Origin of the sequence: Actinoplanes sp. CA-030573, from assembly GCF_050951115.1 — a bacterium.
GTDB lineage: Bacteria > Actinomycetota > Actinomycetes > Mycobacteriales > Micromonosporaceae > Actinoplanes.
In genome coordinates this window covers 1,367,805-1,382,427 of sequence record NZ_CP192038.1, presented here as the reverse complement: position 1 = coordinate 1,382,427, position 14,623 = coordinate 1,367,805, and the positions used below count along the sequence as shown (strand labels likewise).

General features: G+C 70.5%; 19 protein-coding genes. 11 read left to right on the top strand and 8 right to left on the bottom strand.

Going from position 1 to position 14,623, the window contains the following annotated elements; translation table 11 throughout:
* Positions 1–4: 4 nt before the first annotated feature.
* The gene (locus tag ACQP2F_RS06345) at positions 5–847 is read right to left on the bottom strand and encodes a helix-turn-helix domain-containing protein (RefSeq protein WP_433301527.1); all 843 of its coding nucleotides are present in this window, start codon (positions 845–847) and stop codon (positions 5–7) included.
* A gap of 147 nt (positions 848–994) precedes the next feature.
* Here ACQP2F_RS06345 and ACQP2F_RS06340 point away from each other — a divergent pair, with 147 nt between their 5' ends.
* The gene (locus ACQP2F_RS06340) at positions 995–1,201 is read left to right on the top strand and encodes a hypothetical protein (RefSeq protein ID WP_433301526.1); all 207 of its coding nucleotides are present in this window, start codon (positions 995–997) and stop codon (positions 1,199–1,201) included.
* Between the two features lie 4 nt (positions 1,202–1,205).
* Here the strand turns inward: ACQP2F_RS06340 and ACQP2F_RS06335 are convergent, their stop codons facing one another.
* From ACQP2F_RS06335 to ACQP2F_RS06315, 5 genes are all read right to left on the bottom strand, one after another.
* Entirely contained in the window at positions 1,206–1,823 is a 618-nt protein-coding gene (locus tag ACQP2F_RS06335) for a hypothetical protein (protein WP_433301525.1), read from the bottom strand.
* 313 nt (positions 1,824–2,136) lie between these two features.
* Positions 2,137–3,087 (bottom strand): helix-turn-helix domain-containing protein, encoded by a 951-nt coding sequence (locus ACQP2F_RS06330; RefSeq protein WP_433301523.1) that lies wholly within the window; start codon positions 3,085–3,087, stop codon positions 2,137–2,139.
* 20 nt (positions 3,088–3,107) lie between these two features.
* Positions 3,108–3,374, bottom strand: a complete 267-nt coding sequence (locus ACQP2F_RS06325; RefSeq protein ID WP_433301521.1) for a hypothetical protein — start codon at positions 3,372–3,374, stop codon at positions 3,108–3,110.
* A gap of 71 nt (positions 3,375–3,445) precedes the next feature.
* The gene (locus ACQP2F_RS06320; protein ID WP_433301519.1) at positions 3,446–4,552 is read right to left on the bottom strand and encodes a type III PLP-dependent enzyme; all 1,107 of its coding nucleotides are present in this window, start codon (positions 4,550–4,552) and stop codon (positions 3,446–3,448) included.
* A complete protein-coding gene (locus ACQP2F_RS06315; protein ID WP_433301517.1) occupies positions 4,552–5,076 on the bottom strand; it encodes a helix-turn-helix domain-containing protein in 525 nt (174 codons plus the stop codon). The genes ACQP2F_RS06320 and ACQP2F_RS06315 overlap by 1 nt, the downstream gene beginning before the upstream one ends.
* An 84-nt stretch (positions 5,077–5,160) precedes the next feature.
* On the opposite strand from ACQP2F_RS06315, the gene ACQP2F_RS06310 reads away from it, so the two are divergent.
* The gene (locus tag ACQP2F_RS06310; protein WP_433301515.1) at positions 5,161–6,123 is read left to right on the top strand and encodes a hydrogenase expression protein HypE; all 963 of its coding nucleotides are present in this window, start codon (positions 5,161–5,163) and stop codon (positions 6,121–6,123) included.
* A gap of 363 nt (positions 6,124–6,486) precedes the next feature.
* Positions 6,487–6,945: a hypothetical protein gene (locus tag ACQP2F_RS06305; protein ID WP_433301513.1), complete on the top strand. Its 459-nt coding sequence runs from the start codon at positions 6,487–6,489 to the stop codon at positions 6,943–6,945.
* On the opposite strand, the gene hypB is transcribed toward ACQP2F_RS06305, so the two are convergent.
* Together hypB and ACQP2F_RS06295 are read right to left on the bottom strand one after the other, a co-directional pair.
* Positions 6,938–7,615 (bottom strand): hydrogenase nickel incorporation protein HypB, encoded by a 678-nt coding sequence (gene hypB, locus ACQP2F_RS06300; protein ID WP_433301511.1) that lies wholly within the window; start codon positions 7,613–7,615, stop codon positions 6,938–6,940. The genes ACQP2F_RS06305 and hypB overlap by 8 nt on opposite strands.
* Before the next feature lies 1 nt (position 7,616).
* Positions 7,617–7,946, bottom strand: coding sequence for a hydrogenase maturation nickel metallochaperone HypA (locus ACQP2F_RS06295; RefSeq protein ID WP_433301510.1), 330 nt, complete (start codon positions 7,944–7,946; stop codon positions 7,617–7,619).
* A gap of 164 nt (positions 7,947–8,110) precedes the next feature.
* Between ACQP2F_RS06295 and ACQP2F_RS06290 the strand changes: the two genes are divergently transcribed.
* Genes ACQP2F_RS06290 through ACQP2F_RS06255 form a run of 8 tightly spaced genes read left to right on the top strand, consistent with a single transcriptional unit; the run spans position 8,111 to position 14,623 of the window.
* Positions 8,111–9,118, top strand: a complete 1,008-nt coding sequence (locus ACQP2F_RS06290; RefSeq protein ID WP_433301508.1) for a hydrogenase expression protein HypE — start codon at positions 8,111–8,113, stop codon at positions 9,116–9,118.
* On the top strand, positions 9,115–10,863 hold the full coding sequence (locus ACQP2F_RS06285; protein WP_433301506.1) for a nickel-dependent hydrogenase large subunit: 1,749 nt from the start codon (positions 9,115–9,117) through the stop codon (positions 10,861–10,863). The genes ACQP2F_RS06290 and ACQP2F_RS06285 overlap by 4 nt, the downstream gene beginning before the upstream one ends.
* Positions 10,864–11,313 carry a hypothetical protein gene (locus tag ACQP2F_RS06280; RefSeq protein WP_433301504.1) on the top strand — a complete coding sequence of 150 codons (450 nt, stop codon included), beginning with the start codon at positions 10,864–10,866 and terminating at the stop codon, positions 11,311–11,313.
* Positions 11,310–11,963, top strand: a complete 654-nt coding sequence (locus ACQP2F_RS06275; protein WP_433301502.1) for a DUF5947 family protein — start codon at positions 11,310–11,312, stop codon at positions 11,961–11,963. The genes ACQP2F_RS06280 and ACQP2F_RS06275 overlap by 4 nt, the downstream gene beginning before the upstream one ends.
* The gene (locus ACQP2F_RS06270; RefSeq protein ID WP_433301500.1) at positions 11,960–12,601 is read left to right on the top strand and encodes a DUF6084 family protein; all 642 of its coding nucleotides are present in this window, start codon (positions 11,960–11,962) and stop codon (positions 12,599–12,601) included. Before ACQP2F_RS06275 ends, ACQP2F_RS06270 begins: the two co-directional genes overlap by 4 nt.
* Complete coding sequence (locus tag ACQP2F_RS06265) at positions 12,598–13,863, top strand: hypothetical protein (RefSeq protein WP_433301499.1); 1,266 nt, start codon at positions 12,598–12,600, stop codon at positions 13,861–13,863. Before ACQP2F_RS06270 ends, ACQP2F_RS06265 begins: the two co-directional genes overlap by 4 nt.
* Positions 13,857–13,979, top strand: coding sequence for a DUF6893 family small protein (locus ACQP2F_RS06260; protein WP_433301497.1), 123 nt, complete (start codon positions 13,857–13,859; stop codon positions 13,977–13,979). The genes ACQP2F_RS06265 and ACQP2F_RS06260 overlap by 7 nt, the downstream gene beginning before the upstream one ends.
* A complete protein-coding gene (locus tag ACQP2F_RS06255; protein WP_433301495.1) occupies positions 13,976–14,623 on the top strand; it encodes a hydrogenase maturation protease in 648 nt (215 codons plus the stop codon). The genes ACQP2F_RS06260 and ACQP2F_RS06255 overlap by 4 nt, the downstream gene beginning before the upstream one ends.

Below are 14,623 nucleotides of genomic sequence, written 5' to 3'. Positions count from 1 at the left end.
CCTCCTAGGGCTGCTGCTGCGCATCGCGAATGCTTGCGATGATCGCAGCTGATTCGGACGGCGACAACGCTGACGAGCGCAGATCGTTGAAGACGGTCGTGCAGCGTTCCACGTCAGCGCCCTCAGCGTAGAGGTCGCCGGTCAGGCCTTCGATGTAAACCACTCCTTCGTGGTCGGGAAAGCTGAGGATCGCGAAGGACGAGAGCATCGACGCGTACGCGCCCTCCCGGAACGGAATGACCTGGAGCGTGACGTTCCACCGGTCCGCCGCCTCGAGCAGTGCCGTGAGCTGGTCGCGCATGACGGCCGCGCCGCCGATCTGGCGGTGCAGGACGGCCTCGTCGAGCACGGCGATCAGCTTCAGGTCACCTTCCCGGACACGTTTCTGGCGTTCCATCCGTACGGTCACCCGCTGCTCGACACCCGCAGGAGACGGCCGGAGCGCGTCCGACGAGGTCATCGCCCGGGCGTACGCCTCGGTCTGCAGCAGGCCCGGCACGACGATGGTCTCGAAGTTCTGCATCCGGTCGGCCGCCGACTCGAGCCCGATGTACTGCCGGTACGCGGGCGGCAGGTCGCCGAACTTCGCCCACCAGCCGCGCTGCTTCCCCTCGCGGGCCATCGACAGCAGCGTCTCGCGCAGCTCGGGTTCGCGCACGCCGTACAGGTCGAGCAGCGCGGTGAGCGCCGGGCCCTTGATGCCCACCCGGCCCGACTCGATCCGGCGGAGCGTGCTCGCGGACACCTCGATCACATCGGCGGCGCGCTCGGTCGGGACCCGGGCCTCGTCGCGGAGCCGGCGCAGCTGGACGCCGAGCTGGAACCGCACGAACGTCGGACTGTCCACGCGCGCATTGTGCCGGATCGAAGACGCCCGATCGAGAAGGTGCGTCACCCGTTGTGATGATGCGATGCGCAGGCGCAATTGACCGGTGAAAAGTGCGCGCGCAGAATTACCGCATCACTCCGGGCGAGAGCCGGAAGGAGAGAGACGGTGCATACTCCGGACCGTCCCTCCTGGCGGTGCCACAACTGCGCCGACCCGTGGCCGTGCGACCGCGCGCGCAACGACCTCACCGCCAAGATGGACCGGGCAACGCTGGCCTCGCACATGTGGGCCCAGCTCGACGACTACGCGAGAGACGTGCCGCACGGCTCCCCGACCGAGCTGTTCGACCGCTTCATCCACTGGACGCATTGACCAACTACCGCGGGCTGCCGTCCCACTGCCACGACTCGGGAGCCCGCAAGCTACCGAGATCGGCCCGGCCCGTGCAGTACAGCAGCGTCGGCCACGGGTCGGAACCGGCCGGCGCCGCCGGGAACAGGCGGTCCAGCGCGCGGGCACACAGGCCGGCCGGCGGTTCCCAGATCAGGCCGAGCCCCGAGGCCACGTCGTGCATGTGTACCAGCACCTCCACCACGCCCATGGCTGCGAAGCCACTCGGGTCGGAGGCGCCGAAGTTGTGAAACGACATGCGATCGGGCGGGACGGTCTCGACCAGGGCGGCCTGCATCGCGCCGCACGCCTCGAGCACCTGGAGCAGACCGGACGGCCCGTCGGCGGGATCGACGAAAACGGTCAGCGGCAGGCCGCCGGCCCCGGTGCGGCGCCAGCCGAACGGGACGTGGGTGCGTACCGACGGCTTCGCGGGGGCGATCTGGGCCGCGTACGTGAAAAGGTCGTCGGCCATGTGCTCGACGGTCTCCCAACACGTCCAGTCGAGACCGGCCGCCGGCGTCGCCGTCCAGTCCCGGTCGTCGGCCGCGGCCAGGGTGTCGACGGCGAGGGCCACGGCCCGGCGGAGTTCGTCGGCGTTCATCCGCGCAACCCTAGGTGACAGCGGCTGTCCACTTAGTGCCATGGCGCTTTAGCGGCACGATCGGGACTGTTGGCGGACGTCAATGACTTGAAAATCTGTACCGCCGCCCCCCGCGCTCACCGAGGAGATCCCGACATGGGGCTGCCGCAGACCCCGGCCGCACCACCCGCCCGCGCGACTACCCCAACAGCGCCGGCGATCATGCTCACCACCGACGACGTCGGCCGCACGCCCCCGCGGGCGACGGCGGTGCACGGCGACGGTGCGGCCGGGCCTCTTGACGGGCCCCGACCGAGATGATCCCGATCGCCGGCTACAGCCATCCCCGGCGCGCGGCCTGGAAGGCCAGGCCCGGCCGGCTGTCCACGCCCGCCACCGCCATCAGGCGATCGAGGCGGCGCTGGACGGTCCGCTTGCTCACGCCCAGGTGGGTGGCGATCGACTTGTCCGGCATGCCCGCCACCACCAGCGACAGCAGCAGCCGGTCCGGCTCCTCGGCGCCGCTGTCGGGCTGGACCGGCGTCGCCCGCTCCCAGTAGCTCTCGAACAGGGCGATCAGCGCGCCGAGCAGCTCGCTCGACCGGATCAGGGCCGCCGTCGGCTCGCCCACACCACGGGCGTCGTCGGGGACCAGAGGGCAGAGCGCCAGCGTACGGTCGGCGATCGCCAGGCGTACCGGAAGCGCCGGAAGCGTGCGCGCCTGCTCGCCGAGCCCGACCGCCTCGAGGATGCCCGCCAGTTCGCCCGGTATCTCCAGCAGCTCCCGCTCGTAGATCGCCCGATAGCGCACCCCGCGGATCAGCGCGTTGTTCTCCTCGGTGTTCTCGGTGCCCGGCATGGCCAGCGGGTTCGCCCGGCAGAACCAGAGGATCTCGTCGCGCGCGTCGTCCTGCATCTCGCGCAGGCGCTCCCGGAGCGGGCCGGCGCCGACCACGATCTCGACCAGATGCTCGGCGCTGCGGCGGCGCGTGCTCGTGCGGTACTCCTCGCTGAGCGCCGCGACCATCTGCCGCGCCGACTCCAGCGCCTCCTGCTCGCGCAGCAGCACCTCGCCGAGGGCCACGTCCGGCGGGAGGGCATGGAAGAACGCGGGACCGCCGGTGGCCAGCCCCTTGCGCCGCAACGTCTCCAGCAGTACGGCCGCCTCGTCCGGACCGATGCCGGCCTGCCCGGCGAGCTCGTTGGCGCCGGCCCCGGACATCCGGACCAGCAGCCGGTAGGCGCGCTCCTCGGAGGCGGGCAGCAGATCCAGCCGGTCAACCACGCGGCCCACTGTACGAACGCTTACCAGTTGTTCAACTCCGGGTGGTCGATGCCACGGACATACGGGGCATTGAGGTATTCATTCGCGTCGAGCCGGATCTGGCCGGCGCCACGGCAGGTCGGGCAGGCGTCGTTCGGGACGGTCCGCGAGCCCGTCGTGCGGCAGGACGGGCACCAGATGCAGCCGTCGTGCAGGATCGGGTCGCGCCGGCCGGACGACTGCCGGTGCGCGACGGCGAGCCCGCCCGCGAGCAGCACCGCGACCACCGCGTACAGCAGCAGAGTCATGCGCGCACCTCGATCTCCGGTCGGGGTCCGCACATCGTGATTGACGGATAGACCTAGGTGGAATCGACCGTTCAGCGGAGGCGTGGGGGGACCACGATAGTCCGTAAGGGTGGAAAACCATTGAAGCTCACGGACGCATATGTGGCGGTATAGGCGCCGGTGCCGTGTATCTGCACGAGGTCGCCGGGGCGGAGGGCGAGCGGCAGCTCGTAGCGCGCGTTCTGGTAGAGGATGTCGACGCTGTCGCAGGTCGGCCCGGCCAGGATCACCGGCGCGGTCGGCGCGCCGTCGTGCGGTGTGCTGAGCCGGTATTGGATGGCCTCGTCCTCGGTCTCGGCCAGGCCGCCGAACCGGCCGACGTCGAGGTAGACCCAGCGCGGCTCGTCCGCGTAGGACTTGCGCGAGACCAGGACGACCTCGGTGTGCAGGACGCCGCAGGGGGCCGCGATGTACCGGCCCGGCTCGATCATCAGGTCGGGGCGATGGACCGGGAAGTGCCGGTCGACCGCGGTCGCGATCGCCGACGCGTACGCCTCGATGGGTTGAGCCGGCGCCAGATAGTCCACCGGGAACCCACCGCCGCAGTTGAGCAGCCGCAGCGGGATGCCCTCCTCCCGCAGGCGGCCGAACAGGACGGCCGCCTCGGCGATGCTCGGCTCCCAGCGGCCGGGGTCGAGCTGCTGCGAACCCACGTGGAAGCACACGCCCGCCGGATCGAGCCCGTGGCGTGCCGCGTACCGGATGAGATCGATCGCCATCTCGGGCGCGCAGCCGAACTTGCGGCTCAGCGGCCACAGCGCGCCCTTGCTCGAGGCGAGCACCCGGCAGATCACCGTGGCGCCGGGCGCGTTGGCCACGAGCTTCTGCAGCTCACCGAGGCTGTCGAAAGCGAAGATCCGGACCCCTTGCCGGTACGCGTACGCGATGTCCTCGGCCTTCTTGATGGTGTTGCCGAACGACAGCCGATCCGCCGAAGCGCCCGCGGCCAGGCAGAGGTCGACCTCGTTGCGGCCGGCCACGTCGAAGTGGCACCCGGCCGCGACCAGCTCGCGCAGCAGGAGCGGCTCGGGGTTGGCCTTGATCGCGTAGTAGACCGGTGTGCCGGTGAAGGCGGCCGCGATCTTCCGGTACTGCGCGACCGCGACGTCGACGTCGACGAGCAGATAGGGCGTCTCCATCAGGGGAACGGCTCCCCGAACGCCTCCCGGATGCGATAGAGGTCGCGTAGCCGGGGCTCGGTGCTGCCGGCCACCCAGCGCCCGACCGTCTTGGTCGACACGTCGAGCCGGCGGGCGGCGGCCTCCATGGTCAGCCCCTCCTCGCGCAGCCGTCCCTGCAGCCAGGCCGCGAACGACTGCACCGCCGCCGGCGCGCCCGGCGAGACCGGCACGGCGACCGGCCGGGCCGCGGGCGAGGCCGGCGCCGGGATGCGCGCGTTCCGGGACTCGGGCGCGAACAGCACGTCGACCTCGGCCGCGTCCGGGAAGATGCGCAGCGACACCTGGATGGTGCCGGCCTCGCCGGCCCCCTCCAGCAGCACCTCGGCCACCCGCTCGCCGAGGATGCGGATGTCCTCGTCGGAGACGGTGGAGCCGGTGAGCTGCCGGCGGACGAAGTCGCGGACGTCGGGAAGCGCGGCCGGGCGCGCCGGGAACGCCTGCGCGACCACCTCGACCGGCAGAATCTCGACGTTCTCCTGCATGCGGTCAGCTTACGGTGACCGGCCACCCCCGATCGAGTGACGAGGGTCTTTCGGCTCCCCGCCGGGCGGCATAGAGTGCGCGCGATGGACCAGGTCCTGCACATCCTGTGGATGAACGGCGGTCTGAGCTGCGACGGCGAGTCGGTGGCGCTGACCGCCGCGACCCAGCCCAGCATCGAGGAGATCGTCGCGGGGGCCCTGCCGGGTCTGCCGCCGATCGCGATGCACTGGCCCTACTTCGACTTCGACAGCGGCCCCGACGGCGGTTCCGGCAGCTTCATCGACTGGTGGCACCGCGCGGCCGGGGGCGAGCTCGATCCGTTCATCCTGATCGTCGAGGGCTCGGTGCCGGACGAGACCAACAAGGCCGAGGGCTACTGGTCGGGGTTCGGCAACGACCCGGAGACCGGGCAGCCGATCTCGGCCGGGGAGTGGCTGGACCGGCTCGCGCCCAAGGCCACCGCGGTGATGGCGGTGGGCACCTGCGCGGCGTACGGCGGGGTGCACGCGATGGCCGGCAACCCGACCGGCGCCATGGGCGTGCCCGACTACCTGGGCTGGGACTGGCGGTCGAAGGCCGGCCTGCCGATCGTCTGCGTGCCGGGCTGCCCCACCCATCCGGACAATCTCGCCGAGACCATCCTGCAGCTGCTCTACCAGGTCGGCGGGCAGGCGCCGGAGCTCGCCCTGGACGAGTCCCTGCGGCCGCGGTGGCTGTTCGAGTCGACCGTGCACGCCGGGTGCGATCGGGCGTCCTATTACGACCAGAGCGACTTCGCCAGCGGGTACGGCTCGACCAACTGCCTGGTGAAGGTCGGCTGCTGGGGTCAGGTCGTCCGGTGCAACGTGGCCAAGCGCGGCTGGATCAACGGCGTCGGCGGCTGCCCGAACGTCGGCGGCATCTGCATCGCCTGCACGATGCCCGGCTTCCCGGACAAGTTCATGCCGTTCATGGAGGCGCCGGCCACGGACGCCGCCGAGGCGCCCGGCTATGCACCCCTGATCCGCACCCTGCGGGGCTTCACGCTGCGGGTCGCGACGCATTGACACCCCTTGCCCCATGCCATCACCCGGTAGCGGCGGCTGTTCCCCCGGTCGTTCCGCAGGACCGGACACAACTGTCCAATCGCGCCCCTGACCTGGGCCTCCACTTGATCGGCCGAACGCCGGACCGATCCACAACTGGGCGGACAGAAGCGGGTCTGGTGCCCACCGCCGGGGCTCGTGCAGCCTGGTCACCACACCGGACACAACCGGCTACATGGCGTGACTCCCGATGCGCCGGTCAGCGACGACTCAAGAGGTGGGACAGCTTTGCTCTGGCAACGACTCACGACGCGAAGAGCGCTGGCGACGCCCATGGAGTGCTCCGGGGGCACCTCGACCCGTCGTGCCCCGCATGTTCCCCTGGTGGTCCGCGAGCCCGAGGCGGGCTGGTGGGCCGAGCAGGCCCGGCAGACGGTGACCGTCGCCGCGGTCCGGGAGAGCGACGCCGCCTGGCACCCCGAGACGGTGGTGGCCGAGCTGGCCCACCTGGCCGTGGACGACGGGCTCCTGGTCGTCTTCGGCTCGAGCGCCCGCTCGGTGCAGCACACCATGGTGGCCGAGCTCCGCATCCGGCTCCCCCGGCAGGAGGTGGTGTCGATCCGGGTGCGCCACCGGCACGGCGACCTGCTGCGCGACGCGGCCGTCGTCGAGCGGCTGCTGGACGCCGGCCGGCTGCCGGTGGTGGTGACGCCGCTGGCCACCCTGCACGACGTCACCGCGGAGATCGCCAGTTACCTGCGCGCCGACCGGGTGCTGCGCGTGCTGCGCACGACCGGCGGCGCCGAGCTCCGCCCGGTGTGGCAGCGGTCGGCGGTCAGCTAGCCCGCAACCATTCGTACCAGGCGCCCATGTTGTCCCCGCGGGTCGCCGACAACGACACCAGCTCCGCCTTGGGGTTCACCGAAGCCACGTGCTCCCGGCAGGCGGCGAGATCGAAGTCCACGTACGGCATCAGATCGATCTTATTGACCACCACCAGATCGGCAGCAGCGAACATGTATGGATATTTCAGTGGTTTATCGGTGCCCTCGGTCACCGAGATGACCACGACCCTCCCCCGCTCCCCCAAGTCGAACAACGCCGGGCAGACCAGGTTCCCCACATTCTCGACGAAGAGCAGGCAGTCCCGCGCGGGCGCCAAGCGCTCGACCGCGTCCCGCAACATGGCCGCGTCGAGGTGGCAGCCGGCGCCCGTGTTGACCTGCACCACCGGGCAGCCGGTGCGGCGGATGCGCTCGGCGTCCAGCCTCGTCTCCTGATCGCCCTCGACGACCGCCACCGGCCCGGGCAGCTCGCGGATCGTGCGCTCGAGCAGCGTGGTCTTGCCCGAGCCGGGCGAGCTCATCAGGTTGATCGCGTCGATCCCGCGCGCGGCGAGGAGCTCCCGGTTGGCCGCGGCCAGCTCGTCGTTCCGGGCCAGCACCTTCTGCTCGAGAGTGATCTCCTGGTGCGCATGCGCGTGGTCGTGCCCGCACCCGCAGGTCGCGCACATCTCAGCCCACCTCCATCGAGACGATCTGCAGTTCCCGGCCGGCCGTGACGTCGAGGTCGGCGCTCCCGCACGGGCAGAGCAGGATCGGGTCGGTCAGGCACACCGCCGCGCCGCATGACCGGCAGCGGGCGGCGCCGGCCCGTTCCTCGATCTCCAGCCGGGCGCCGTCGGCGACGGTCCCCTCGACGGCCAGGTCGAAGCAGAAACGCATGGCCGCCGGCACCACCGCCGTCAACGCTCCGATACGGACGGTGACACGGTGCACCCGGCGGTCGCCGGCCTTCTCGCACACCGCGTCCACGATGCTCTCGGCTATCGCCAGCTCGTGCATCAGCCCTGGCCCATCACGCGCACCCGGATAGGTGGTGATCTACGGAACGGATTGACATTGTCACACGGCGCAGGGCTAAGGTGTTACCTGCCTCACACGTACGGGCCGAGCGTCGACCCATTGCCGCCAGGGGTCATGGACGACCCCGGAGAGACGGGTCTTCCATGCCAGACGATCCCCTCATCCATGTCTTGTGGATCAATGCGGGCCTCAGCTGCGACGGAGACTCGGTCGCGCTGACGGCGGCCACCCAGCCGAGCATCGAGGAGATCGCGCTCGGCGCGCTGCCGGGGCTGCCGCGCATCGCCGTGCACTGGCCGCTCATCGACTTCGAGTGCGGCCCGGCCGGCGGCGCCGACGACTTCCTGGAGTGGTTCTTCAAGGCCGACCGCGGCGAGCTCGAGCCGTTCGTGCTCGTGGTCGAGGGCTCGATCCCGAACGAGTCGCGGCACGCCGAGGGCTACTGGTCGGGGTTCGGCACCGACCCGTCGACCGGCCAGCCGATCACGACGAGTGAGTGGCTCGATCGGCTCGCGCCCAAGGCCACCGCGATCGTGGCGGTCGGCACCTGCGCGACGTACGGCGGCATCCACGCGATGGCCGGCAACCCGACCGGCGCCATGGGCGTGCCCGACTACCTGGGCTGGGAGTGGAAGTCGAAGGCCGGCCTGCCGATCGTCTGCGTGCCGGGCTGCCCGATCCAGCCCGACAACCTGGCCGAGACGCTCACCTACCTGCTCTACCAGGCGACCGGCCAGGCTCCGATGATCCCGCTCGACGACGCGCTGCGGCCGGCCTGGCTGTTCGGCGCGACCGTGCACGAGGGCTGCGACCGGGCCGGCTACTACGAGGAGGCCGACTTCGCCACCGCGTACGGGTCACCGAAGTGCATCGTCAAGCTCGGCTGCTGGGGTCCGGTGGTGAAGTGCAACGTGCCCAAGCGCGGCTGGCTCAACGGCGTCGGCGGCTGCCCGAACGTGGGCGGCATCTGCATCGGCTGCACGATGCCCGGCTTCCCCGACAAGTTCATGCCGTTCATGGACGAGCCGCCCGGCGGCCGGTTCTCCACTACCGCCGTCGGCTTCTACGGCACCGCCATCCGGCGTCTGCGTGCCATCACCACGCACACCCTCGACCGCGAGCCCAAGTGGCGCCGAAAGGTCTCGGCATGACCGAGTTAGTGGAAATGTCATGGGATCCGATCACCCGGATCGTCGGCAGCCTCGGCATCTACACGAAGATCGACTTCGCCGGCAAGACCGTGGCCGAGTGCAAGAGCACCAGCTCGATCTTCCGCGGCTACTCCATCTTCATGAAGGGCAAGGACCCGCGGGACGCGCACTTCATCACCAGCCGCATCTGCGGCATCTGCGGCGACAACCACGCGACCTGCTCCTGCTACGCGCAGAACATGGCGTACGGGGTGAAGCCCCCGCACCTGGGCGAATGGATCGTGAACCTGGGCGAGGCCGCCGAGTACATGTTCGACCACAACATCTTCCAGGAGAACCTGGTCGGGGTGGACTACTGCGAGAAGATGGTCGCCGAGACCAACCCCGGCGTGCTCGAGCAGGCGAACCGCACCGAGGCGCCCCAGGCCGACCGGCACGGCTACCGCACCATCGGCGACATCATGCGTTCGCTCAACCCGTTCACGGGCGAGTTCTACCGCGAGGCGCTGCAGGTCAGCCGGATGACGCGGGAGATGTTCTGCCTGATGGAGGGCCGGCACGTCCACCCGTCGACGCTCTACCCGGGCGGCGTCGGCACGGTCGCCACGATCCAGCTGATGACCGACTACCTGACCCGGCTGATGCGCTACGTCGAGTTCATGAAGAAGGTCGTCCCGATGCACGACGACCTGTTCGACTTCTTCTACGCGGCGCTGCCCGGCTACGAAGAGGTCGGCAACCGGCGCGTCCTGCTCGGCTGCTGGGGATCATTCCAGGACCCCGCGTCCTGCAACTTCAAGTACGCGGACATGACCGACTGGGGTCGCAAGATGTACGTGACCCCCGGCATCGTCGTCGACGGCAACCTGATCACGACCGACCTCGTCGAGATCAACCTCGGCATCCGGATCCTGCTCGGCTCCTCCTACTACGAGGACTGGGCCGACCAGGAGATGTTCGTCTCGCGGGATCCCCTGGGCAACCCGGTCGACCGGCGGCACCCGTGGAACCAGCACACCAACCCGCGCCCGCAGAAGCGCGACCTCGACGGCAAGTACAGCTGGGTGATGTCGCCACGCTGGTACGACGGGACGGACTACCTCGCGCTCGACACCGGCGGCGGCCCGCTGGCCCGGCTGTGGGCGACGGCGCTGGCCGGCCTGGTCGACATCGGCTACGTCCGGTCGACCGGCTCGTCGGTGAAGATCAACCTGCCGAAGACGGCCTTGAAGGGGCCGGTCGAGCTGGAGTGGAAGATCCCGCGGTGGAGCAACACCATCGAGCGGAACCGGGCGCGGACCTACTTCCAGGCGTACGCGGCCGGGTGCGCGCTGCACTTCGCGGAGAAGGCGCTGGAGGAGATCCGGGCGGGGCGCACCAAGACGTGGGAGCCGTTCGAGGTGCCGGAGGAGGGCATCGGGTGCGGCTTCACCGAGGCGGTGCGGGGCGTGCTGTCGCATCACATGGTCATCCGGGACGGGAAGATCGCGAACTATCACCCGTACCCGCCGACGCCGTGGAACGCGAACCCGCGCGACAGCTTCGGCACGCCGGGCCCGTACGAGGACGCCGTCCAGGGTCAGCCGATCTTCGAGGAGAACGACCGGGACAACTTCAAGGGCATCGACATCATGCGTACGGTGCGCAGCTTCGACCCGTGCCTGCCGTGCGGAGTCCACATGTACCTCGGTGGCGGCCGTCAGCTCAACCTGATGCACAGCCCCACGCAGTCCGCTGGGGCTTGAGTGGCCGGCACCGACTGGCGGGAGTACGCCGCCCGCATCGACGTTCTCCTGGCCGCGACCGACCCGTCCGCCGGCGAGGAGCTGGTCCGGACCGTCGCCGACCTCTACGGCGCCGGGCTGGAACGGATGCTCGAGCTGCTGCACGAGCGCGGCGCCCTGACCGACGAGGTGCTGGACGCGCTGGCCGCCGACGAGCTGGTCGCCGGCCTGCTGCTGGTGCACGGCCTGCACCCGCACGACGCGCCGACCCGGATCGGCCTGGCCCTGCGCGGCACCGGGGTCGAGCTGATCGAGGTGACCGAGGGCGGCGTGTGCCGGCTGCGGGGTCGCCGCCCGCACGGCCTGGAGCAGCTGATCGAGGCGGTCGCCCCCGAGATAACCGCCGTCGAGATCGAGGCGCCCAAGCCGCTGATTCCCGTTTCGGCCCTGTTCACCCGGCCGGCGTCATGAGCGACGCCCTCGCCACCCTGCGCCGGGTCGTCCGCCGGCCGGCGAAGGCCGCGGTCGAACGCTGCGAGATGTGCACGGTCGAGATCGATCCGGCGCACGGCCACGTGGTCGACCTGCAGAGCCGGCAGCTGTTGTGCGCCTGCCGTCCGTGCTACCTGCTCTTCACCGACGAGCACGCCCACCTGCGATACCGGGCCGTCCCCGATCGGTATGCGGCGCTCGGCACCGTCTTCGACGAGCGTGCGTGGGAGGAGCTGCAGATCCCGGTCGGCTTGGCCTTCCTGTTCCACAATTCGGCGCTCGGCCGGATGGTGCTGCTCTACCCGGGCCCGGCCGGCGCCACCGAATCCGAATTGGACTTCTTGTCCGCGGAGTCCGCCGCCTCCCCCACCCTGTTCCGGGTGGGCGCTACTCCACCACCCGCATACGACAATTCCGAGCCACAATCCACAGGCGGCGACATCGACCTGCGCCCCGATGTGGAGGCGCTTCTCGTCCGGCGTGGCGAACCCTCCTACATCGTTCCGATCGACGCCTGCTACGAGCTGATCGGGCGCCTTCGCACGCTCTGGCGGGGCTTCGACGGCGGCCAGGAGGCGCATGCCGCGGTGGCCGAGTTCTTCGAGCGGATCCGGGCGAGGGCGTCGTGAGCGCGTACGCCTTCACCGTCCTCGACATCGTGGCCGAGCCGTACGCCGCGTCCCCCCAGCTCACCTGCCGGCTGCGGATCGCCGAGACCACCGGCCGGCAAGTGCACGCGATCGCGCTCCGCAGTCAGGTGCGCATCGAGCCGCAGCGCCGCCGGTACGACGCGGGCGAGGAGGACGCGCTGCGCGGGCTGTTCGGCGAGCGCGGCCGGTGGGGCGACACGCTCAAGTCGTTCCAGTGGATGCAGGCGAACGCGACCGTGCAGGGCTTCACCGGGTCGACGGAGACCGAGCTGGCGCTGCCCTGCACGTACGACCTCGAAGTGGTCGGCACCCGCTACCTGCACGCGTTGAACGGCGGTGAGGTGCCGCTGAATCTGCTCTTCTCCGGCACCATCTTCACGAAGGGGGCCGGCGGCTTCGAGGTCGAGCAGGTGCCGTGGGCATGCGAGGCGCGCTACGGCCTGCCGGTCTCGGTGTGGCGCGACATGATCGACGCGTTCTTCCCGAACTCGGGCTGGCTGCGGGTCAGCTCGGACGTCCTGGACGACCTCGCGGCCTTCCGCGCCCGGCACGATCTGATCAGCTGGGACGAGACCATGCAGCGGCTGCTCGAGGCCGCGAGACGGACGGCGCCGTGACCGTCGAGGCGGCCCGGGCGGTCGCCGATGCGGTGCTCTACGAGGGATATCTGCTCTATCCCTATCGCGCGAGCGCGGCCAAGAACCGGTCGCGGTGGCAGTTCGGCGTGCTCGGTCCGCCTGCGGCGACCTCGCCGGCCTTCGCGGAATCCCCGGCCATGGTGATGCGGTGCCTGCTGCTTCCGTCCGTACGCGCCGGGAGCGTCACGATCCACCTGCGCTTCCTCCAGCTTCAGTCCCGTCAGGTCGAGGACGCCGCCGGACATCCGGTCGAGTCGCTGGAGTTGCCCGGGGAGACGCTGCTGAGCTGGGACGAGGCGGTCGAGCACGAGCTGACGTTCGAGGCGGCCCTGAGCGATGAGTCGGATTTCCCGGTCGCCGTCGCGGGTGGCACGGAAGTCGCGGGTGGCACCGCTGAGGAGCCGCACGTCAGGCGCCGTCGATGGCCACTCAGCGCTCGGGTGCGCGTGGCGACCGAAGCCGACGGTGACCTCCTGCGCCTCACGATCTCGGTGACGAACACGCATCCGGACACCGTGACCAGCAAGGACGACGCCCTCCGGCATTCGCTGCTGGGCACACACCTGCTCGTCGAGGCACACGACGCCACCTTCGTCTCGATGCAGGATCCGCCGCCCGAAGCCGCCGGCGCCGCCGCACGCTGCCGGCCGGAACGCTGCTGGCCGGTGCTTGCCGGATCCGATCGGCTCCTGCTGGGTGCGCCGATCATCCTGTACGACCACCCGGCCGTCGCCGAGCAGAGCCGGGGCGCCCTGTTCGACGCCACCGAGATCGACGAGATCCTGACGCTGCGGGTCATGACGATGACGGACGACGAGAAGGCCGAGGCCCGGGCCACCGACGCGCGGGCGGGGGCGATCGTCGACCGGTGCGACCGGCTCTCGCCGGGCGAGCTGCAGAGCCTGCACGGCACGCGGCTGGACGACACGCCCTGGTGGGACCCGGCCGCCGACGAGCCGGGACCGGACTCCGTGCTGATCGCCGGGGTGCGGGTCGGCAAGGGCAGCCTCGTGCGGGTCCATCCGAACCGCCGGGCCGACGCCCAGGACCTGTTCTTCGCCGGGCAGAAGGCCCGGGTGACCGCGGTCGTCTCCGATGTGGACGGCGAGACGTACGTGGCCCTGGTGCTGGCCGACGATCCGGCGGCCGACCTGCACGACTGGTACGGCCGGTACTTCTACTTCGCACCCGACGAGCTCGAACCCATCACCGAGTCCATCACCGAGGGGGATGCATGCTGAAACTCATCGGCGCCCTGACCACGATCGCCGCCGCCGCGGCGGCCGCCTACGCCGCCACGCTGGTTGTCGCATCGCTGCCCGACATCCAGCGCTATCTCAAGATTCGGTCGATGTGAGCATCCTCGTAGCCGGCATCGGCAACCTGTTCCTCGGCGACGACGGCTTCGCCCCCGAGGTGATCAGGCGGCTCAACGCCGAGGGGCCGCCGCCCGACCGTGTGCGGTACTACGACTACGGCATCCGCGGCGTGCACCTGGCCTACGACATCCTCTACGGCGTCGACCGGCTGATCATCGTGGACGCGCTGCCACTGGACGGGGGCACGCCGGGCGAGCTGGTCGTGCTCGAGGTCGGTCCCGGTGACATCGAGCCGGTCGGCTTCGACGCCCACGCGATGAGCCCGGGGGCGGTGCTCGGCAACGTGGAACGGCTCGGCGGGGAGATGCCGCGGACGTACGTGATCGGGGTCCGGGTCGACGGGGTGGTCGAGGAGATCGGCCTGACCCCCCGGGTGGAGGCGGCCGTCCCGGCCGCGATGGCCGCCGTGCGCACGCTGGTGGACCGCATCCTCCCGGAACTTCCGCCGGTCGACAACAGCGAAGAGGCCGTGGCCGCGCGGACCGAAGCCGCGAGAGCCGCCTTCCTGAAGGCCGTGACCGCCCAGTCCGCCGCACCGGCTGCCGACAAGGCCGCCACCGCACAGGCCGCCACCGCACAGGCCGCCACGGCACAGGCCACCGCCGAGTCCGAGGGGTCTTGA

What these genes read in the sequence shown, in the direction of transcription:
- ACQP2F_RS06315 (WP_433301517.1), bottom strand. Translation starts at nt 5,076, where the DNA reads ATGCAGGAGAACGTCGAGATTCTGCCGGTCGAGGTGGTCGCGCAGGCG.
- ACQP2F_RS06335 (WP_433301525.1), bottom strand. Translation starts at nt 1,823, where the DNA reads ATGAACGCCGACGAACTCCGCCGGGCCGTGGCCCTCGCCGTCGACACC.
- ACQP2F_RS06285 (WP_433301506.1), top strand. Translation starts at nt 9,115, where the DNA reads ATGACCGAGTTAGTGGAAATGTCATGGGATCCGATCACCCGGATCGTC.
- ACQP2F_RS06290 (WP_433301508.1), top strand. Translation starts at nt 8,111, where the DNA reads ATGCCAGACGATCCCCTCATCCATGTCTTGTGGATCAATGCGGGCCTC.
- hypB (WP_433301511.1), bottom strand. Translation starts at nt 7,615, where the DNA reads ATGTGCGCGACCTGCGGGTGCGGGCACGACCACGCGCATGCGCACCAG.
- ACQP2F_RS06310 (WP_433301515.1), top strand. Translation starts at nt 5,161, where the DNA reads ATGGACCAGGTCCTGCACATCCTGTGGATGAACGGCGGTCTGAGCTGC.
- ACQP2F_RS06295 (WP_433301510.1), bottom strand. Translation starts at nt 7,946, where the DNA reads ATGCACGAGCTGGCGATAGCCGAGAGCATCGTGGACGCGGTGTGCGAG.
- ACQP2F_RS06275 (WP_433301502.1), top strand. Translation starts at nt 11,310, where the DNA reads ATGAGCGACGCCCTCGCCACCCTGCGCCGGGTCGTCCGCCGGCCGGCG.
- ACQP2F_RS06320 (WP_433301519.1), bottom strand. Translation starts at nt 4,552, where the DNA reads ATGGAGACGCCCTATCTGCTCGTCGACGTCGACGTCGCGGTCGCGCAG.
- ACQP2F_RS06260 (WP_433301497.1), top strand. Translation starts at nt 13,857, where the DNA reads ATGCTGAAACTCATCGGCGCCCTGACCACGATCGCCGCCGCCGCGGCG.
- ACQP2F_RS06325 (WP_433301521.1), bottom strand. Translation starts at nt 3,374, where the DNA reads ATGACTCTGCTGCTGTACGCGGTGGTCGCGGTGCTGCTCGCGGGCGGG.